This window comes from Sphingobium chungbukense (assembly GCF_001005725.1).
GTDB lineage: Bacteria > Pseudomonadota > Alphaproteobacteria > Sphingomonadales > Sphingomonadaceae > Sphingobium > Sphingobium chungbukense.
Genome location: NZ_LBIC01000005.1, coordinates 247,565 through 267,615, shown reverse-complemented (window position 1 = coordinate 267,615; position 20,051 = coordinate 247,565). Strand labels below are relative to the sequence as shown.

The window sequence follows — 20,051 nt, the reverse complement described above, 5'->3', positions numbered from 1 at the left end:
GCCTGAGTGGAGAGGAAGAAAGAGATGACCGTCGATGTGATCAATCGCCCCGAAGCCGAGGACCTGCACGTGCAGGATGTCGTGGCGGCGGGCGAACTGGAAAGCTGCAACCATCTGTTGGACGATCCCGAAGCGCTCAACCGCTTCTACGAGGATAAGGGCTATATCCTGCTGCGCGGCGTGTTCGATCGGGACAGCGTCGCGCGCGCGCGGGACGAAATGCTCGCGGTCGCGGCGAAGATGGGCCTCGTCGAGCCGGGCGACCCGACGGGCAAGTGGACGGGCAAGCCCTCCGTCGGGGGCATGGAGGAAAGCGATCTTTATGCCGGAATCGCCAAGCGGCTGATCGAGGATCCGGCCAACCAGGCGGTGATGGAAAAGGTACTGGGCGAACCGGCCTGTTCCGTGCCGATCGTGCAATATCGCACCTATCCGCCGCACAGCAAGCTGGGCACCGTGCATCAGGACGGCTTCTACAGCCCCGGCATTCAGGATTATCGCCCGGTCTGGGTGTCGCTGACCCCCTGCACCCGCGACATGGGCGGGCTCGCGCTGGCGGTGGGCCAGAATAAGCGCGGCTATTTCCACAATGTCGGAAAGCCCAATCCCTTCCCCATCCCGCGCGACGCGATCCCTGCGGAAAGCTGGGCGACGACCGACTATATGCCGGGGGACGTGCTGGTCGTGCATCCGTGCACGCCGCATTGCGGCCTTGCCAACAGCAGCGACCGACTGCGCGTTTCCTTCGACTCGCGGGTACAGTCCGCCGCCAATCCGAGCGCCGTCGCGGCCACGGTAAAGTCCTTCACGCCCACGACCGTCACCGTGGACGCGGATCGGGTCGGGGAGATCACGCTGAATATCGACAAGGACAGCTATTTGCGGCCGATCGATCCGGGCGTGCGCGAGAGCTTCGACGACTTCGTCAATTATATGAAGCCCGGCATGCGACTGGTCGTGGTGCGGGACGGCGAGCGTGCCGTCATGCTGCGCAAGGCGGCGGAAGGATAAGGGCAAGGCGATGAACGATGCCGTGAAGCTGTTGACGCGCATGTTCGGCTTCACGGAAGGGGGCCGGCAACATCCCGACGTCTTTCCCGTCGGCGATGAAAACCGGTCGTCCCCTTCCGACTATTTCCATCCCGATGTCGTGCACAGCCTGTTCGGTCCCAGCGGCACGAAGGAAACTCTGGTCGGTCGCGACGCCTTCCTCGCCTTCGCGACCGGCTGCGCACAGGCCCTGGCGGAAAGGCAGGACGAGATCATCGCTATCACGGGCATCGACCGGGAATGCGCCTTCGTCCACGCCCGCGCCTATCGCAAAAGCGCGTCGAACGGCGAGGACATCCATTATGAATGGGCCATGCTCTACCGCGTGGAGCAGGGCCTGATCACCTATGGCGCCGACATGCTCGACGCCGCAGCGCAGGCCTTCTGGGCGCGGGTCGGGACCGTTCCCGCCGGATAAGAAATGGGGCCGGCGGTTCAAACCGCCGGCCCCTATGCTTCAACCATCGGGCCCCCCGTCAGGCAGCGACGGGGTAGACGCCCCGCTTTTCCACCAGTCGCGCCAGATGCCAGTCGCGATCGCCCAGCAACGCGTCGATCGCGGTCAGCCGCTTGAAGGCGTGGCCAACCTTATATTCCGCGGTGATGCCGATGGCGCCGTGCATCTGCACCGCCTCCTGGCCGATGATGCGGCCGGACTTGCCGATCTGTGCCTTCGCAGCGGAGATATTGCGGCTCCGCTGATCGGCATCGATATCGAGCGACAGCGCGGCGAGGATCGACATGCTGCGCGACAGTTCAAGCTGCATCAGCATTTCGACGGCGCGATGCTGGAGCGCCTGGAAACTGCCGATGGCAATGCCGAACTGCTGGCGGGTCTTGAGATAGTCGACGGTGACATCGAAAGTCTCCACCATCGCGCCAACCGATTCCGCCACGAGAGCGGCGGTCGCCTCCTCAAACACGCGGGACAATATGTCCTCCCCCTGCCCCGGCGATCCTATCAAAGCCTCCTTCGCGACATTGACGCCTGCGAAAGCGACGGTGGCCACCGGCACGCCGTCATAGCCGCGCTTGCCCTCGACGGTCACGCCATCCGCCGCCGCATCCACGAGGAAAAGGGAAAGTCCCGCTTCCGTCATCGCGCTGACGACGAACGTATCGGCGCTCTGCCCGTGGATCACAGCGATCTTGCGGCCATCGAGCGTCCACCCGTCGTCCGTCGACGACGCGGTCGCACGCGCCATCAACGTGTGGCGCGGCAAACCCGCCTCGCTATGGGCCAACGCCAGAATATGCTCGCCCGCCACGATGCCGGGAACGATGTCGGCACGCTGCTCGGCAGACGCACCATGACGCAGCACGCCGCCCGCCAGCACCACGGTCGCGAAATAGGGTTCGACCATCAGGCCGCGCCCCAGCGCCTCCATGACGATCATCATCTCCACGCCGCCACCGCCGAAGCCGCCCTCCTCTTCCGCGAAGGGCAAGGCGAGCAGGCCCATCTCCGCAAGCCCCGCATAGGCCTCCCTGCTCCAGCCCTCAGGCGTCTTGAGCGCATGTTCGCGCTTCTGGAAGTCGTAGGTTTCCGCCACGAACCGCGTGACGGTTTCCTGCAGCATCTTCTGTTCGTCGTTCAGGTCGAAATCCATGGCGCGTCAAAGTCCCAGCATGGTCTTGGCGATGATGTTCTTCTGGACCTCATTGGATCCGCCGAAGATCGACACCTTGCGCATTGTGAAATAGAAAGGAGCGGCGGCGTTGACCCAACCATCGTCCGGATCGTTCGGCGCGTGATCATGGTCGGGCATGGCAAGCCCGGCCGGACCCGCCAGTTCGGTCACGAGTTCGGTCATCCGCTGCTGCATCTCGGTGCCCTTGACCTTCAGGATGGACGCGGCCGCATTGGCCCCGCCGCCATGGGCATCGGCCGCGACGACGCGCAACTGGGTCAGTTCCAGCGCCCGCAATTCCACCTCCACCTCGGCCAGCTTGTGGGCAAGGCGGCGCTGTTCTTCTCCGGTCAGGGTGCCGTCCGCGGCAAGGCGGGTTTCCAGCGCGCGAAGCTGCGACAGCCGTTCCTTCGACAGACCGATGCGGGCAATGCCGCTACGTTCGCTGCCCAGCAGATGCTTGGCAACGTCCCAGCCCCGGCCTTCCTCGCCGATGATATTTTCCACCGGCACGCGCACATCGTCGAAAAACACCTCATTGGCGTCATGCTCGCCATCGATCGTCTCGATCGGACGCACGGTGATGCCCGGCGTCTTCATGTCGAGCAGCAGGAAGGTGATGCCCTGCTGCTTCTTACCGCTGCTGTCGGTCCTGAACAGGCCGAACATCCAGTCGGCATGCTGCGCCTGCGTCGTCCAGATCTTCTGGCCGTTCAGCACATAATGATCGCCGTCCCGCACCGCCGTGGTCTTCAGGCTCGCAAGGTCGGAACCCGCGCCCGGCTCCGAAAAGCCCTGGCACCACCAGATGTCGATATTCGCGGTTGCGGCGAGGAAGCGTTCCTGCTGCGCCGCGGTGCCGAATTTGCACAGCACCGGACCGATCATGTTGACGTTGAACGGCGATCCTTCAGGCGCATGGGCCAGCGCCATTTCCTCCTGAAAGATATAGCGCTGCGCCGGGGTCCAGGCCTGGCCGCCATATTCGACCGGCCAATGGGTGACGGCCCAGCCCCGCGCGTTGAGGATGCGTTGCCATCGCACCGTATCCTCCTTGGTCAGATGATCGCGGTTGATCATCTTGCGTCGCAGATCGTCGGGAAGGGCATCCTTGAGGAAGCTGCGCACCTCATCGCGGAAGGCCGTTTCCTCAGGCGTAAAGTCCAGTTTCATCGCGCTGTTCCCATATAAGAACCCCTTCCCCAGCAGGCATCGGCCTTCCAAGTCAACCGCGCGGCCAAGGCCTTCACATGCCCGATATCATTGCGTCAGATCGAACAGCACGCGTCCGTCTCCACCAGTGCGGCCAAGCGCGATTCCCTCCTCCGCACGGGAGAGCGGGACGATCGCCCGCACCGGCAGGGACGGCGGATCGGCGGCATGGAGCGCGACCAGTTCCCCAAACAGAGCGTCCACCCCATCGGCACCCAGCGCCGCTTCCGCAGGACGAAGGCTGAAACCCGAGATCGAAAGGCCCCCGCCCGTCAGCAATTGCGAACGGACCTGGATCGGTTCGCCAGAGAGATGACCGAACAGCAGCAAACGCCCGGCCGGCTCCAGGCAGCTTGCAAGCCGGCCCGTTGCCGTGCCCGCCACGCAATCGAGCGCCGCGCGGATCGGCCGGCCGCCGGAAGCGATCCGTGCCCGCTCCGCCAGATCGTCGCCGTCCAGCAGTGCATGGGGTATCGCGGGATGCACCCTTCGCACGACATCGATGACCTTCACGTCCATGCGCGCTGCAAAGGTGCGGACCCAGTGCGCCACGACCGATCCCGCGCCATTCTGGACCAGCGCGTCGCCTGGACGCAGGCCGGCGCTGCGCAGGAGGAGATAGGCGGTCGGAGGATTGATCCGCAGCATCGCCGCCTGAACGGGATCGAACCCGGCGGGCAGCGCTATCAGATGGCGGCGCGGCAGCAGGCGTCTGGCACACCAGTTGCCTCGGCTGAGCGGCATCACCAGATCGCCCGGCCGCAGGTCGATGACGGCGTCGCCCACCGCCTCCACCATTCCTGCGCCCTCGGCGCCCAAGGGCTGGTCAGCGGGCAGATCGAAGGAATATCGGCCTTCGATCGCCAGAAGATCGGCCGGGTTGACGGGCGCATAGACCATGCGCACCAGCACTTCATCGCCCCTGGGCGAGGACGGCAGCGGCGCTTCCGTCAACCGGACATGCCCCTCCCCGCCGGGCAGGAGCGCGAGGTTCACGCCGGCGCCTGCCCCGATGTCAGGCGAAATGCCGACGATAGCTGGCAATCTTGATCGTCTCGGGCATTTTCACGACATTGCTGTTGTCCTGCTCCACACCCTCTTCTTCCTGATGCAGTGCGGCAATGCTGGACTTGCGGCTGAGCAGCAGGTCCAGAATTTCCTGCCCGCGTTCGGCGATCACCGAGGGCTGGGCGATGACGCTGACGGTCAACCGGTCCATATTCCGGCCGAAGGGCAGCAACACGGCAACGCAGCCTACCCCGTCGGGATTCTGATCAATGGACCAGCCCTTCTCGCGCAGGACGGCGAATTCGGAGAGCAGTTCAGCCACGCGGACGTGCCGCGACAAGTCGGTCTCTTCCGCATTCAGGCGATGGACCGCGGAACGAATGCCCTCATTACGATAGCTCGAAAGCAGCAGGCGACCCTGGGTACTGTGCAGGATGGACAGTTGATCGCCCGCATGCGCGTCCAGCGCATGCTCATTATTGCCATGGATGACGTGCAGATGCTGCAACACATAATTGGAACTGGTCGACAACAGCACCGTTTCGCCGGTCAGCTTGGCGATCTCGTCGATCGCGGACAGCACCGGTCCGCCCCGGAACAGCGAAGGCTTCACCCAGGCGCCGAGCAGGGCGACCCGCGCGGTCGGGCTGTAGGTCCGGCGGACGCGATTATAATGGAGATAGCCCAGCCGCGTCAGGCAGCGGAGCAGTTCGGAAGTGCTGGATTGCGGATAGTTCAGCGTGCGCGACATTTCCATGACGGTGGCAACGCGGCGATCCTGATCGAAATATTCCAGGATCTCCAGCACTCGATGCGCGGATTTGATGGTCCGGGATGCGCTGGTGGCCATTGGGTTTACCTCTCCTCCTGCGAATGCATGAAATCGCATCCGCTGCACGAATTTTCGTACCGCATCACAAATATAATGTCCAACGATTTTTCGAATTGTGTTCGAAATTCCGAACGGCTATGCCACGCGCATCGAAAAGAATAAAAGGCGGACAGGGGACGATGCAGCAGGCCAATCTCGCGGCGGGCCAGACCAGAGGACCAAAGGCCATCACGCGCGTACTCGATCTGCTGGCTTTGCTGGCGGGCAAACAGGACGGCATGAGTCTGGCCGAACTCAGCGCAGCCATGACAGTGCCCAAAAGCACGTTCATCGATACGCTGCGCGGCCTGACCGACATGCATTATCTGTCCTGTCAGGAGGGGCGATACCGCCTGGGACCGTCGGCCTATCATTTCGCCAGCCGGATCGTGCGCCACTGGTCCGCGCCGGAGATCATCCGCGCCCAGGTCAAGCAACTCGCCGCCGAAACCCGCGAGTCGGTGGGATTCGCCATTGCGGACTGGGACATCGGGCAGGCCATCTACATCGAGGCGAGCAACAGCCCGCAGCCGGTGCGCTACGCCATGCAGGCGGGGCTGCGGGCGCCCCTTTACGCCAGCGCCGCCGGTCGGCTCCTGATGGCCTATGCCGGACCCGAACAGGTGGAGGACTATCTGGCCCGCGCCCATCTTCGGCAACTGACCGGCAACACGCGAACCGATCCCGGCGCCATCCGCGCCGCCTTGGTGGAAATTCGCGAACAGGGCTATTGCGCCAGCTTCGGTGAGATGTTGAGCGACACGGCGGCATTGGCGGTGCCGGTCATGGGGCCTGACGGCGATCTGCTCGGCGCGCTCATGCTGGCGGCGCCGCTCGACCGGATGAAGCAGAATTTCGAGCGTCTTCTGAACGCCACGCTGGATGCGGGCCGCCACGCCTCAGCGGGGAGCTGAAACGCGGCGAACCGGATCGGTTCAGACCGGCAGGCCCATGAAGCGCATGCCGTTTTCATACATGACCTTGCGGACATCCGATGCCGACAAGTCCCGGCACGCTTCCTCCGCGAACAGGCGTGGTTCCGCGACGCCCTCCGCATGGGGATAGTCCGATCCCATCAAGACCCAATCGGCATTGCCGACCTGATCGACGATGGATTTCAGATCGTCCTCCGGATAGGCGACGACGGACACGTGCCGGGCGAAGATGGCGCTCGGCCGGTCCTTCAACTGCCCGGCGGGCCAATGGCCGTTCTTCGCGATGCCCCGGCACTTGTCCATCTTCACCAGCATGGACGGCACCCATTCGGCGCCATTTTCGGCCGACAGCAGCTTCACGTTCGGAAAGCGTTCGAAGAAATTCCAGAAGATGAAGCTCGACAGCGTCTCGATCACCGGCCGTTCCGAATAGCCGTGCATCCATACGAAGGCGGACTGCCGGATGCGCGATTGCTGCATCCCCTCCCCCCACAGCGTCATATGATCCTTCATGTAGATGGCTTCGGAGACATGGAAGACGACGCGGATGCCGGCTTCATTGGCAATGGCCCAGAAGGGATCATGGTCGGGATGCGCCGGCGCCTTGCCGTTATAGGGGCCCATGGGCATCAGGATGAGCTTCGCGCCCTTGGTGATGACATCCTTCAGCGCCTTGCAAGCCTCCTCTACATTGTCGAGGGTCATGATCGGGCAGGAATAGATGCGGTCGTTGTAATTATACTTCCACTGGTCGTACATCCAACCATTATAGGCGTTCAATATCGGGTAGGCGTAACGCGGGTCGTCCAGGAAACTGATGGCCGTGATCATGTTGCCGACGAAGAGGATGGACGAACGCACATCCCAGGCATCGAGCAGCTTGACCCGTTCCCCCGGCTCGACCATGGCCGGGGTCTTGGGCACATGCATGTCGATCTCGGCCTTGCCCTCCTTCATGGCGCGCAGCCATTCATGCAGCTTGCCGGGCGCGGGAACGCGGCCATCCTCGAACAGATGGTCGGCGCTGATCTCCACCTTGCGCGGCCCCACATACATGGCGAAGTCGCCATCCGGCCCGGTCTTGAAAGTGATGCCATATCGTTCGGCGGCGTCTTGGGGCAGATATTTCGTCCACGCCTCATCCGTTTCCCAGAAATGCGTATCGGCATCGAAGATCGGACCTGAATAGACAGGCGAAGTTTCCGCCGCCTCGATTTGTGCAGACATGATGTTCCTTCCCCAAAACCATGACGTTATTCGATATGATCTGGATCGCGCCGTCATCAAATCCGGGCGCCCAGTGTCGAAACCTGTAAGTGTCGAAACCTATATAGGCATGGCCGCATGTCGCGAATATCGGTCCAGCCCTGCCATCACATAGACGATGGGATGGCGATGCCATCAGATGGCCGATCAGTGTGTGTTACCGTCCGATGGCGGCGGCGGCGTTATTGACGCGGGCACGCCGCCACCCATAGGCCAGGCAATCAAAACGCATGGAGGCAACGGATGGCTGAGCTGGACGAGAAACAGAAATCGGGCGTCGACTTCATCAGCGGCATCATGGGCGAAGGGTTCGGCAACGCCTTCCGGGAAGCCTGCACCGCTGATCGTTTCGGCTCGCCCATTCCGCGCATGGCGGCAAGCTGGGCCTTTCACGACGCCTGGCAGCATCAGGGCCTGGCGCCCAAGGAAAAGAGCATGGCCGTCATATCCGCGCTGATCGCCATGCGGCAGTCGCTGGAACTGAAGAACCACGTCAAGATCGGCATCGCCAACGGACTGACGGCGCAAGAGCTGGAGGGATTGCTGGTGCAGCTTACGCCCTATGTCGGCTTTCCCTGTATCGCCTCCGCCACCACCGCGGTCATCGAGGCGATGCGGGAAGCGGGCGTGTCCCCGGACGTGCAGACGGCCGAGGAAAAGGGGCTGTTGTGACCGGCGCGACGACCATGGCGAATCCGCATTTTTCCGACCTGCCGAAGACGCTGGACCACACATTGCCGGAAGTCATCGCGCATGTCGCGGCACGCTATGGCAGCACGCCGTTCATCATGGGCGAGGACGGAGCGCGGATCAGCTTCGCGCAATATAAGGAGCGGGTGGACGGTCTTGCCCGCGCCCTGATCGCCCATGGCGTCGCCCATGGCGAGCGGGTGGCGATCTGGGCGCCCAACAGCCCGGAATGGATGATCGCGGCGGCGGCGGCGGAAAGCATCGGCGCGATCATGGTGCCGGTCAACACCCGCTTCAAGGGTGGGGAAGCGCTCTACATATTGGCGAAGACGCGCGCCAAGATCCTGTTCACCGTGACGGGGTTTCTGGGCAATGACTATGCCGCCATGCTGGTTCAGGCGGGCGGCGGCGCGGGCGAAACCGGGCCGGTGCGCGACCTGCCGGGGTTGAGCCATATCGTGGCGCTGGACGGGCCTGCCTTCGCCGCCCTCCAGCGCGAACGGGCGGAAGAGGCCACGCTGGCGGCGCGGGTAGCGGCCGTGACGCCGCAGACCATCGCCGACATTCTTTTCACCAGCGGCACCACCGGGCAGCCGAAGGGCGCGATGCACAATCATGGGCAAGCGCTGTGGGTGCCGGCCATCTGGAACGAATCCAACGACCTGCGGGCCGGCGACCGCATGGCCATCGTCAATCCCTTCTTCCACAGCTTCGGTTACCGGTCGGGCTGGATTTCCGCGCTGGTCGCGGGGATCACCGTCTATCCGCTGGCGACATTCGATGCCGAAGCGCTGCTGGGGCTGATCGAGCGTGAGAAGATCAGCGTCTTGATGGGACCGCCGACCATCTTCTTCTCGCTGATGGAGCATCCGCGTTTCGGCGCGTTCGACATCTCGTCCCTGCGGGTCGGGCATACGGGCGCATCCAATGTTCCGGTGGAGCTGATCCGCGCCGGGCGGGAAATATTCGGGTTCGACCTGTTCCTGACCAGCTTCGGCCAGACCGAATGCACGGCGCTGGCCACAGTCAACTATCCCGATGCCAGCTTTGAAACCATCGCGAGGACGGTCGGCAAGCCTTTGCCCGGCGTGGAACTGCGCATCGTCGATGCGGACGGCAATCCGCTGCCTCCCGGAGAAAGCGGCGAACTGCTGATTCGCGGGCCGGTGGTCATGCAGGGCTATTTCGAGGAGCCGGAGCAGACCGCGGCGACGATCGACGCGGATGGCTGGCTTCATAGCGGCGATGTCGGGTGCATTGGCGAGGACGGCACGCTCCGCATTCTCGACCGCCTCAAGGATGTCGTCATCGTCGGCGGATTCAACGCCTATCCGGCGGAGATCGAGAATATCCTGCGCAAACATCCCGCCATCGCCGATGTGTGCATCATCGGCTGGCCCGACGATCGTATGGGAGAGGTCTGCGCCGCTTGCGTCATCCTGAAGGAAGGCGCGGCGCTGACGCTGGCGGACCTGACCGCCTGGAGCCGGGAGCAGATGGCGAATTACAAGGTACCGCGCCACTTGTTCCTGGTGGATGACTTTCCGCGCACGCCACTGGGGAAAATCCAGAAATTCCTGCTGCGCGATCAGGCGAAGGCCCGATCCGCCGGCTGATCGAAGTAACGAAAACGGAAAAGAGCATGGCCATGAAATTCAAGGGCGACTTCTATCAGATCGGCGTCGTCGTGCGCGACATCGATGCAGGCATGGCGCATTATCGCAATCTGCTGGGCCTTGGGCCTTTCTGGCGGCTCGATACCGATTATGAAGGGCGCTACCGCGACTGGCGCGGGCGCTTCGCCAATAAGAACGCCTTCACCAAATGGGGCGACGTCTATCTGGAGATGATCGAGCCGGTGGTCGGCCAGGGGAATGCAAGGGAATGGCTGGACACGCGCGGTGAAGGTATTTTCCATCTCGGCTATGCGGTCGACGACCTGTCGCAGCGGCCCGAAGGCGTCGAATGCGTGTTCGAAAGCTGGGGCGCGAAAATGCCCAATGGCGACGCGGCGGTGATCCACCTCGATACGGTGGAGCAGCTCGGCTATTATGTGGAACTGTCCGATCGGGCGCTGGTCGACAAGCTCAACGCCAGAATCGACACCTTCATGCAGGAACAGGCGGCATGACCGGCCGTTTCGCGGGCAAGGTCGCCGTCATCACCGGCGCAGCGGCGGGCATCGGCAAGGCGTGCATGATCCGACTGGCAAGTGAGGGCGCGCAGATCGCCGCGCTGGACCGCGACGTCGCGAAACTGACGGCCGCCGTGGCGGAGGCGAAGGGCGATATCGTCGCCATCGCCTGCGACGTTTCGGAACCCGACAGCATCGACGCCGCCGTCGCCGAGGTGATCGCCCGCTGGGGCGCGATCCATGTGCTGGTCAACAATGCCGGCATCGGCAATCCCGCCCGGCTTCGCCTGCACGAACAGCCCATCGAGAATTGGGACAAGGTGATTTCGGTCAATGTGCGCGGCATGTTCCTGATGCAGCGCGCCATCATCCCCCACATGCTGCGCCAGGGCGGCGGCTCCATCGTCAACATGGCCTCGATCGGCAGCTATCGCGCCACTGCCATGTCCAGCCCCTATATCACGTCGAAGGGCGCGGCGCTGATGATGACGCGCGCGGCGGCGGTCGATTATGCGAAGGACAATATTCGCGTGAACGCCGTGTGCCCCGGCACCACCAACACCGACATCCTCGCGGGCAAGCCGCAGGAGATGATCGACATGCTGGTGTCCCGGTCCCCGCAAGGCGAACTGGTGGAGCCGGAGGAGGTGGCCGCGCTCGTCGCCTTCCTTGCCTCCGACGAAGCCCCGCACATCACGGGCGGCAGCTATCTGATCGACGCGGGCCGGTCCGCCTCCTGACAGGTGGGGGCGTTTTGCGCCCCTCCCCCTCTTTATGGCAGCAACCGGCGCAGGTCATGATCCAGCGCCGCCTGCCCGAAACGGGCGGCATAGGCGGTGTTGACCGCCTCCGTCTGGAAACGCACCTCGTTGGTCAGGAAGATGAACAGGCCCCAGAGGATGGAGCGCCGATAGTCGAGCCAGGCCGCCTCCCGGTCCAGCGCCGGGCCGCCGTGCCGCGCCAGTGCGTCCAGATAGATAAGCAGCAGGTCGCGCTCCCATACCCTTCTATCGGCCAGGTCGGCGGCGCACACGATGTGGTAGGACACCTCATGATGCCAGGCGGTCTGCGCCACCTGCGCGTCGAAATAGCCGGGCGTCCCGTCCTCCAAAATGTAGAGATTGCCCAGATGCGTGTCGCCATGGATCAGGCATCGCGGCTGTTCGCGCTGGATGTCGCCGATCGTCATCAGCGCGCGTTCCATCCAGTCACGATCGTGCAGCCGGGTCGAGACCGCCGCCCCGCGCGGCGAGCCCATATAATGCGCCCAGACATCGGGGACGAGGTAGCGGCGCATATAGTCGAGACCCCAGCCGTCGAACCGGCTGGCAATGTCCGACCAGCGCCCGCCCGGCTGGAAATGCGCTGAGGACCAGGTCGCCGCATGATAGGCCGCCATGGTTTCCATGCGGCGCGCAATCTGGTCGAAACCGTGCGGGCGCAGCGCGTCGCAGAAATCGACGCCGGGCCGCTTCAGATCCTCCATGATGACGATCGACTGATGCGAAGCGGGATCGGTCCCCGCGAAATAGGCGCGGGGTGAGGGCATGGGGATGAACGGCTGGATATCGGCGTAGAAGCGCGTTTCATTGGCGTACATCGCCGCCATCTTCGGGCTGTGCTCCTCGAACCCGCCCTTGACGATCAGCGTTTCGCCAACCTCCTCGGCACCCTCCCCCGCAACGGACAGGCGCACGCGGATTTTCGTCGACGTGCCCAGGATGACGTCGACCACCTCCGATTCCCGAACGGTGACGCCCGGCAGGCGCTGCCGCAGGGCGCGGGTCAGCCATGCGGCGTCGACCTGCCCGACCTCCAGCGGCAACGGCAGCGCGTCGGCGGGATAAGCCTCACTCATATCATCCTCTCCACCATTTTCCGCACCATGGCAGGGTGCTGCGGACAAGAAAAAGGGGACGCAGAAGTCTGCGCCCCCTTGATGCTTTCAGCCTTTGCCAGCGATCAGAACTTGAAGCTGACTTCCACGCCGTAGGTGCGCGGTTCGCCATAGACGCTGTTCTGGAAGCCCAGCCCTTCGGCCATCAGGCCGAGAACGCCGATGCGATAGGTTTCGTTCAGCGCGTTGTTGACGAACGCCGCCACCGAAGCGCGCGACCCGCCGACATTATTGAGTTCGGCGCGCAGGTTGATCAGCGAATAGGCCGGCTGAACGCCCTCGATCTCGAAGTCGTCGAGATAGATCTTGCTGCGCCAGGTGTAGTTCAGGACGAAGTTCAGATCGCCCAGATTTTCGCTGACCGGCGGCGAGATCGTCGCGGTCGCGCCCAGCTGGTGCTTCGGCACACCGCGCTGTTCGAACTCGGTCAGCCCGTTCAGCGTGACGCGACCCGACCGGATATCGACCTTCGTATAGGAGTAGAAGGCCGCCAGCGAGAAGGTGTCGGTGCTGAAGTTCGCCTCGAACTCGCCACCCACGTTGCGCTGCTTGGCGGTGTTGTCGACGACGGTGAAGACGTTGCCGTTGACGAAGGTCGCGCGCTGCTTCTGCACGTCGCTGCCGTCCTGGCGGAAGAGAGCGGTGCTGGTGGTCAGCCGGCCCCCGCCGACGCGGTGGTTGGTCTTCAGGCCGATTTCATATTCATCGACGAATTCGGGCAGGAAGGGCGACAGGGTGACGACACCGGTGGCGCGGGTCGAGAAACCGCCCGCACGGAAGCCGTGGCGATAGGACGCATAGGTGGTCACTTCCGCGGACGGTTCATACTGGATCGTCGCGTCGTAGGTCCATTCCTTGAACGACTTGCTGTTGGTGAAGGCGCAAGGCCCGGTCTGGCGGACAGTCGTCTTGAAACCGGTCGGGACGGTCGGATCGAACGAGCAGACGCCGAACGTGCCGTCGCCATTGGGCAGGTTGGGCCGCGACGGCGAGACGGTGATCTTGCGCTTGTCGTAATTGTAGCGAAGACCGCCCGACAGGCTCAGGCGATCGGTCGCCTTGAACGTGCCCGCGATGAAGGCGGCGGCGGTACGCGAATAGCCTTCGCCCGGATTGCTGGTGACGAACAGAGTGGCGTCCGTCGAGAAGGGATCAAGGCCTGCACCCCGGATGTTCAGCTGGGGCAGCGTATTGGCGAGCGAACCGTCAAGACCCTTTTCCTCGAAATAATAGCCGCCGGCAATCAGGTCGAGACGGTTCTCGAACATCTTCGCCTGAAGCTGCAATTCTTCCGAAATATTGCGCGAGCGGGCGAACTGGTAGGGCGCGATCAGGAAGGCAGGAATACCGTCATAGTCCTGAACGACGTCGCGGCGCTGCTTGCGATAACCGAAGATGTTCTTCAGCGTCAGGTTGTCGGCCAGATCCCAGGTGGTCTTGTTGGTGATGCCCCAGTTCTTGATGCTTTCGCGCGGACGGCCGAACACGTCGAGATGGCTGCCGTTGCCCGAACCGGAATTCAGCGTGAAGCGGCGCGAGCGGAACAACTGCTGCGCTTCGGCGAACTGGGCCGGAATATCGGCCAGCGTCGCATAGTTGCTGAGCGCCGAGGGATATTTGGTCGACGTCAGGAAGGACGCGGTGCCGTTTTCATTCGACTTGAACCAGTCGAACACGGTCAGCGATTCAATGCCGTTGCCCGGCGAAACCAGTGCCGACACGCGGAACGTGTCGTAATTCTGGTTGTCGAGGCGCAGACCGCTGCCGATGTCGTGCGACCAGCCGTCACGCTCGCGGGTCTTGCCAGCGAAACGCAGGGCAACGCTGTCGCCGACCGGCACGTTCACCATGCCGAACAGGTCGTGCATGTCGTAATTGCCATATTGGCCGCGGATTTCGCCCGAAAATTCGCCCAGCTTGGGATGGGCAGGCTCGACCAGAACCGCGCCGCCGGTCATGTTGCGTCCGAACAGCGTGCCTTGCACGCCCTTCAGCACCTGAACCGATTCAAGGTCATACAGGCTGTTGCCGAAGCCATAGGGACGGGGCTGCACCACTTCGGCGAAATAGGTGCCGACCGGCGGGTCGGTGAAAAGCTGGGTTTCCTGCGTGCGCTGGCCGCGCAGCGAGAAGGCGACGGTGTTGCGCTGGCTCTGCGCGCTGGTGATCGACAGCGACGGCGTGCGATATTGCAGACCCTGGACGTCGGTCACGCCCGAACGGGCGAGCTGCTCGCCCGAAATGGCGGACACGGAGATCGGCACATCCTGGAGCGCTTCGTCACGGCGGCGCGCCGTAACCACGATGTCGCCACTCGACACGCCATCGGCTTGCGGCCGCACATCATCCTGGGCGATGGCGGGTGCGGATACGAACAGGACCGCGCAAGTTGCGGCAAGATAGTGTCGATAGGTCATTGCATCCTCTCAAGGACTGGATGGAACCGGCCAATAGGCTCTGCTCTGCGGCCGGCGAACGAATGATCGCCAGCTAGCGCTATTTCCGGCCGTGCCAAACCCTTGATTAGCGGATATTATGCATCATCAGATACGCGATCTTGCACGCCCCGGAAAACCGCGCGCCGATTCTGACGCCCCGTTGATTTCTCGCCACAGTTCCGATGGCATTTTTTCCGCCATCTAACCAGCATGTTACCGGAAGCTTCCATTTCCTCCTACAATTGACCGACCGATCACCATCGGATGCTTTTGTCCGGACCACCGGATATTTTCGATCATATGCCGGTTCTGCGGTTCCAGGCTGCGCGGCGCGCGTCAAGCCGCGCCTGGCGTTCCTGCGCGTCCATGCGCTCGACGCCGTCGGGCAGATGCGCGGCGATCCGGTCGAACGGCACGATGTCGAGCCGGTGAACAGGCCCCTCGCCCTGCTGCCTTTCGGGAAGTCCCTGCCAACGGATCATCGGCAACAGGTCGCGCAGGCCGTCGGTCTGCACCCAATTGGCAATGCCCGGATCGCGCGCAGAAACGACCGTGGTGATCATTCCGTCGCTGTCCCGCGCCGCCTGCGTCGCGGAAAGGCCGCTTTGCAGAAGATGCGCATCCACCGACCGATACCACCACATCGCCAATTGCAGGCTGTTATAGGCCGCGCCCGCCGGATCGAAACGGATGATCGCGGCCTGATCATCCTCCAGACGCAGCCGCCCGATGCTGCTGGCCTGCGTGACCAGTCCACCGACGCTGGCCGTCCGCATGGGTTGCGGCATGCTATTGACGGCGCGCGCAGCCGACAGGCGGAAGAACCAATAATAGAGCGGCACGTCTTCGCGCGCGCGCCGCAGGGCCTCCTCCAGCCGCTCCTCGAAGGACAGGGGCTGGGCCGCGGGCGCGTCGATCCGCTCGATCTCCAGGGCCAGGGGGGTCTCCCTCTCCCAATCCATCATCGAATCCCGCACGAACAGGAATTTGACGCGCGGATTGGTCGTCATATGGTTCGGGCGTCCGTTCGCCGGCTGGTCATCGATGGTGATCGCGAAGCGGCCGTCGGGCGCCACCTCGATGCCGGGCAACTCGACCGTCTGCACCGTCATCGACGTGCCCCAATTTTCGACCAGCGTGAAGGAAACATGCGCCGGGCGAGCGTCGACAATCCGGCCGGTGACGCGATAACGGCCGCCATGCGCAATGCCCGCGAGGCGATAGCAATTGTCGGGATTATCTCCGCCCATGCGCGCGTCGGGGACGGCGGCGCCGTTCCAGCTGTAGCCCGGCATGAAGTTGCGCACGAAGCGGGGCCGCACCGGATCGCGGGCCGCCGCCTTGAACAGATAATTGCTCATCCAGGCGTCCATCGCCCCGTCGAACAGCGGCTCGACCTCCGGCGGCACATCGTTGCCATGACCGACCCGCCAGAGTTGCGCGCAATGGTCGCGCGCCGTCCTGGTCGCCGCCTCCTGCCACATGGCACGCACTTCCGCTTCGGCGGCGAATTGCCCCGCATTGGCGATCGGATTGGTCATCATCATCCTCCCATGGACGGGGATCGGAGCGGTCAGGCGAACCGGCCCAGCTTGAACCGCCGCGAATAACCCTCGAACGCCTGCTCGATCATCTCCCGGCTCAGCCCGAAAGGTTCCGGCGCATAGTCGTAGCGGCCATAGCGGTTGGAGGCATTGCCCGGATCGGCAAGCCAGCCCCGCATCCGCGCCTCGAATTCCGGCGTGTAATCAAGCCGCCAATGGCCATAGGCGCGGCGTATGACATCCACCGGATCGCGGGTGAGATCGTGGAAATCGACATGGAAGATACGCGGATCGTCGACCAGCGGGCTTTCCATCGCCTCGGACACCGACGCGGCGATGCTTTCGACGAAAGCGGGGCCGAGCGCCTGGAAATCCATCTGCCAGTTGGTGATGCCGCCATAGAGGACCGCGGTGATCGCCATGATCGAAGGATGGACCTGTACCGGGTCGCGATGGGTCCAGATGCACAGCGCGTCGGGATAGGCTTCGAACAGCGCGTCCAGCGCGAACTGGTGGTAGATGCCCTTCACCACCCAGTGCTTGGTCGGCTGCCGCCATTGCAACTGCTGGAGGAATTCGCGGTGGAAGCGATAGGCGTCGGCGATGTTGCTGGCATCGAGAATCATCGCCAGCGCGGGCAGCTTGTAGAGCAGCGAAGGATAGGCGTTCTGGAAGTCGAGGGTGAATATCTCCTCGCATTCGATCGGGCAATGTCCCCTCTTGTCCCAATAGGGGTGAAGGGTGAGCAGGCCGGGTGCCTGCATCAGCATCTCGTCCAGCTCCCTGGCCGTGAGCTCGATGCGCTCGGGCGTGGCGGGCACTTCGCCCGGCGGCGGGCTGGGCGAATGGGTATGCCACCACAACGGCGCGCGCGCGCCGGGGTCCTCGGCCAGCAGCGAATGGGTGAGCGTGGTGCCGGTGCGGCCGAAGCCTATGACGAAGATCGGCCGCTCGATCCTCTCCTCGGCAATGGCGGGAATGCGCTTGCGGTCGGCGGCCAGGCGCAGGCGGGTCGCAAGCAGCTTGCGCAATTGCAGTTCGACATCCGCCTTCTGCTCCGGACGCAGCGGCGGCTGTTCATTCAGCCAGCCGACGAATCGCTCGACCCGGCCGGCAAGAGCGGGGTCGATGGGATCGAAATTGCCCGCGACCATCTGCGACGTACGAATGAGGGCCGACACATCCACGCGAGTCGAGAGGTCAGCAACGCTCCCCACATTTTCCGACCGGCTACGCATCCATTCCTCTCCCGCTCGATTTACTTTACTAAGATTTCTATCTTGAAGCGAATTCGAACAAGAAAGTCAATGATACCGGAAATAATTTACCCTCTTAGGGTTTATAATAAGAACGATCGTTCTTTTTCGATTCCGCCACCAACGCCTCCGCAATGGTCAGGGATTCGATCATCGCATGATATTGCTGCTCGCTGAGCGCGGTGGGCCAGACGATATGCGGCGCCGCCCGATCAACCGCGACCAGCCGGGCGAGCGCTGCCCGGCCCGGCTCCGTCAGTTCGATGAACAGGCCGCGCCGGTCTTCGGGATTGGGGACGCGGCGGATGAAGCCCAGCGCCTCCAGCCGGTCGACCCGCTTGGCAACGCCTGCCAGCGACATCAGGAAGTAATGTTTGAGTGCGGTCGGCGCGATGCGATGGGGCGGGCCGACGCGATACAGCGCATCCAGCAGGAGCACGTCGCCCGACGTCAATCCTTCCCTCGCGGCGGACTGGGTCATATGCCGCTCCATGCTGCGGGCGAGGCGCAGCAGGCGCGTGGTGACGGAATAGGAGCGGACCAGCACCGGATCATAATCCGTCGCCCAGGCAGCCAGCGCCGCCTGAAGCGGGTCGGGATCGTGCGGACCAAGATCGTGTGGGCCAAGATCGTGCGGGCCATGATCATGCTGACCGGGCGCCTGGCCGACCTGCGCCTTCAGATCAGGCAGGATGCGAAAGGCAGGGCCGGGAGCGAGCCGCCGGTCGGCCGACCAAAGCAGCACGCCCGCCTCGATCAATTGATCGACCCGACGGGCGGCCGAGGATTTGCTGGCATAGTCCCACAGCCTGGCGAGGCCCGCCATGGAGGGAATGGTGCGATGCACCGCATAATGCGCTTCGAGTGCGGCGCGGCATAGCTCGATGCCCCGTTCGCCTTCCCCAGTCCTGGCCCTTCCCGTCATCGCGCCACAAAGACACAGGGGGATGCGATCCGCAAGAGGCAGCCATGCCTGCACATCCTAGCCGAAGATGCTGTCCCCGAACCGCTCACCGTGCTGGATCAGGTCGCCATATTGCTTTTCGATGCACATCAGGCGGCGGAAATAATGGCCGATCGCATATTCGTCGGTCAGGCCGTAGCCGCCATGGACCTGGATGCCGTTGCGCGAGACGGTCTGCCCGGCCTCTCCGATGACGAGCCGCGCGGCAGAGAGCGCCGCCGAACGGGTGGCCTCATCAGCATCGGCATTGGCGAGCGCATGATAGAGCATCGAACGCGCCTGATGGGCCGCGACGAAATTATCGGCCATGATATGCTGGATCGCCTGGAAGGATCCGATCGCGGTGCCGAACTGCTTGCGTTCCTGCACATAGGCGCCGCAGACCTTGTTCGCGGCCTCCATGGCGCCCACCGCCTGCGCCATCAGCGCGATCGAGGCGCGGTCGACCGCCTCGCGCAGCACAGCCGCGCCACGATTGCCGCCGACCAGCAATGCGTCGGCCGGCAGGGTCACGTCGGCAAAAACGATGTCGGACGCGCGGGTGCCGTCGATCAGCGGATAGGATTCGGCGGAAAGGCCGGGCGCGTCGGCGGGGATGAGGAACAGGCCGATGCCTTCCTCCCCCTCGATGCGGGCGGAGACGATCAACCGACCCGCGCTGGGCGCGTCGAGCGCCATGATCTTCGAGCCCGACAGGAGATAGCCGCCCGCGGAGGGGCGTGCCAAGGTGGCCGCCGCCTCGACGTCGAGCGGATGGGCACCATTTTCCTGATGGGCAAGCGCGATGCGCAGCGTGCCGCCCGCAATCTCTCCCAGCAATTCCAGCGCCCGCGCTTCGTCCACCGCCTGCTTGAGCACATGATCGGCCAGCACGACCGTGCTGACATAAGGTTCGGTCGCCAGCGCCTTGCCGAGCGCGATGTTCAGCAGCGCAATATCCTCTATCGTGCCGTCCAGGCCGCCCGCCGCTTCCGGCACCGGCAGGGCGAGCCAGCCCAGTTCCGCGAACTGCGCCCATCGCGCCTCGTCGAAACCCAGCGCGCTCGACCGCTGATGCCGCCAATATTCGACGTCGGCATTTTCGGACAGCAACCGCTCGGCGCTATCCAGAAGCATCGCCTGAATGTCGGACTTCGCGAAATCCATTGTCCCTGT

18 protein-coding genes are annotated in these 20,051 nt (G+C 63.7%); 7 read left to right on the top strand and 11 right to left on the bottom strand.

The window, feature by feature from the left end:
* Positions 1 to 24 precede the first annotated feature (24 nt).
* Both YP76_RS12260 and YP76_RS12255 read left to right on the top strand, forming a co-directional pair.
* A complete protein-coding gene (locus YP76_RS12260; RefSeq protein WP_046763877.1) occupies positions 25 to 1,011 on the top strand; it encodes a phytanoyl-CoA dioxygenase family protein in 987 nt (328 codons plus the stop codon).
* 10 nt (positions 1,012 to 1,021) lie between these two features.
* Complete coding sequence (locus YP76_RS12255) at positions 1,022 to 1,468, top strand: nuclear transport factor 2 family protein (RefSeq protein WP_046763876.1); 447 nt, start codon at positions 1,022 to 1,024, stop codon at positions 1,466 to 1,468.
* A 58-nt stretch (positions 1,469 to 1,526) separates the two neighbouring features.
* Here YP76_RS12255 and YP76_RS12250 read toward each other — a convergent pair whose 3' ends face one another.
* From YP76_RS12250 to YP76_RS12235, 4 genes are all read right to left on the bottom strand, one after another.
* Complete coding sequence (locus YP76_RS12250) at positions 1,527 to 2,660, bottom strand: acyl-CoA dehydrogenase family protein (RefSeq protein WP_046763875.1); 1,134 nt, start codon at positions 2,658 to 2,660, stop codon at positions 1,527 to 1,529.
* Positions 2,661 to 2,666: 6 nt separating this feature from the next.
* On the bottom strand, positions 2,667 to 3,854 hold the full coding sequence (locus tag YP76_RS12245) for an acyl-CoA dehydrogenase family protein (RefSeq protein WP_046763874.1): 1,188 nt from the start codon (positions 3,852 to 3,854) through the stop codon (positions 2,667 to 2,669).
* An 87-nt stretch (positions 3,855 to 3,941) separates the two neighbouring features.
* Positions 3,942 to 4,889 carry an MDR family NADPH-dependent oxidoreductase gene (locus YP76_RS12240; protein WP_046764104.1) on the bottom strand — a complete coding sequence of 316 codons (948 nt, stop codon included), beginning with the start codon at positions 4,887 to 4,889 and terminating at the stop codon, positions 3,942 to 3,944.
* 19 nt (positions 4,890 to 4,908) lie between these two features.
* Entirely contained in the window at positions 4,909 to 5,751 is an 843-nt protein-coding gene (locus tag YP76_RS12235; RefSeq protein WP_046763873.1) for an IclR family transcriptional regulator, read from the bottom strand.
* A 161-nt stretch (positions 5,752 to 5,912) separates the two neighbouring features.
* On the opposite strand from YP76_RS12235, the gene YP76_RS12230 reads away from it, so the two are divergent.
* Entirely contained in the window at positions 5,913 to 6,686 is a 774-nt protein-coding gene (locus YP76_RS12230; protein ID WP_046763872.1) for an IclR family transcriptional regulator, read from the top strand.
* A gap of 21 nt (positions 6,687 to 6,707) precedes the next feature.
* On the opposite strand, the gene YP76_RS12225 is transcribed toward YP76_RS12230, so the two are convergent.
* Positions 6,708 to 7,934 (bottom strand): amidohydrolase family protein, encoded by a 1,227-nt coding sequence (locus YP76_RS12225; RefSeq protein WP_046763871.1) that lies wholly within the window; start codon positions 7,932 to 7,934, stop codon positions 6,708 to 6,710.
* A gap of 282 nt (positions 7,935 to 8,216) precedes the next feature.
* On the opposite strand from YP76_RS12225, the gene YP76_RS12220 reads away from it, so the two are divergent.
* From YP76_RS12220 to YP76_RS12205, 4 genes are read left to right on the top strand one after another with little or no spacing between them, the layout of a single operon-like run.
* Positions 8,217 to 8,645 (top strand): carboxymuconolactone decarboxylase family protein, encoded by a 429-nt coding sequence (locus YP76_RS12220; RefSeq protein ID WP_046763870.1) that lies wholly within the window; start codon positions 8,217 to 8,219, stop codon positions 8,643 to 8,645.
* Positions 8,642 to 10,279 (top strand): AMP-binding protein, encoded by a 1,638-nt coding sequence (locus tag YP76_RS12215; protein WP_084733128.1) that lies wholly within the window; start codon positions 8,642 to 8,644, stop codon positions 10,277 to 10,279. Before YP76_RS12220 ends, YP76_RS12215 begins: the two co-directional genes overlap by 4 nt.
* Before the next feature lie 26 nt (positions 10,280 to 10,305).
* A complete protein-coding gene (locus tag YP76_RS12210; RefSeq protein ID WP_232307528.1) occupies positions 10,306 to 10,794 on the top strand; it encodes a VOC family protein in 489 nt (162 codons plus the stop codon).
* Positions 10,791 to 11,537, top strand: a complete 747-nt coding sequence (locus YP76_RS12205; protein ID WP_046763869.1) for an SDR family NAD(P)-dependent oxidoreductase — start codon at positions 10,791 to 10,793, stop codon at positions 11,535 to 11,537. Before YP76_RS12210 ends, YP76_RS12205 begins: the two co-directional genes overlap by 4 nt.
* 32 nt (positions 11,538 to 11,569) lie before the next feature.
* Here the strand turns inward: YP76_RS12205 and YP76_RS12200 are convergent, their stop codons facing one another.
* The 6 genes from YP76_RS12200 to YP76_RS12175 form a co-directional block, all read right to left on the bottom strand.
* Positions 11,570 to 12,655 (bottom strand): phosphotransferase family protein, encoded by a 1,086-nt coding sequence (locus YP76_RS12200; RefSeq protein WP_046763868.1) that lies wholly within the window; start codon positions 12,653 to 12,655, stop codon positions 11,570 to 11,572.
* Positions 12,656 to 12,759: 104 nt separating this feature from the next.
* Complete coding sequence (locus YP76_RS12195; RefSeq protein WP_046763867.1) at positions 12,760 to 15,111, bottom strand: TonB-dependent receptor; 2,352 nt, start codon at positions 15,109 to 15,111, stop codon at positions 12,760 to 12,762.
* A gap of 317 nt (positions 15,112 to 15,428) precedes the next feature.
* Positions 15,429 to 16,673 carry a hypothetical protein gene (locus YP76_RS12190; protein WP_046764101.1) on the bottom strand — a complete coding sequence of 415 codons (1,245 nt, stop codon included), beginning with the start codon at positions 16,671 to 16,673 and terminating at the stop codon, positions 15,429 to 15,431.
* A 32-nt stretch (positions 16,674 to 16,705) separates the two neighbouring features.
* Positions 16,706 to 17,914 carry a sulfotransferase family protein gene (locus tag YP76_RS12185; RefSeq protein WP_046763866.1) on the bottom strand — a complete coding sequence of 403 codons (1,209 nt, stop codon included), beginning with the start codon at positions 17,912 to 17,914 and terminating at the stop codon, positions 16,706 to 16,708.
* 94 nt (positions 17,915 to 18,008) lie between these two features.
* The gene (locus tag YP76_RS12180; RefSeq protein ID WP_046763865.1) at positions 18,009 to 18,857 is read right to left on the bottom strand and encodes a MarR family winged helix-turn-helix transcriptional regulator; all 849 of its coding nucleotides are present in this window, start codon (positions 18,855 to 18,857) and stop codon (positions 18,009 to 18,011) included.
* A gap of 57 nt (positions 18,858 to 18,914) precedes the next feature.
* A complete protein-coding gene (locus YP76_RS12175; protein WP_046763864.1) occupies positions 18,915 to 20,042 on the bottom strand; it encodes an acyl-CoA dehydrogenase family protein in 1,128 nt (375 codons plus the stop codon).
* Positions 20,043 to 20,051: the final 9 nt, after the last annotated feature.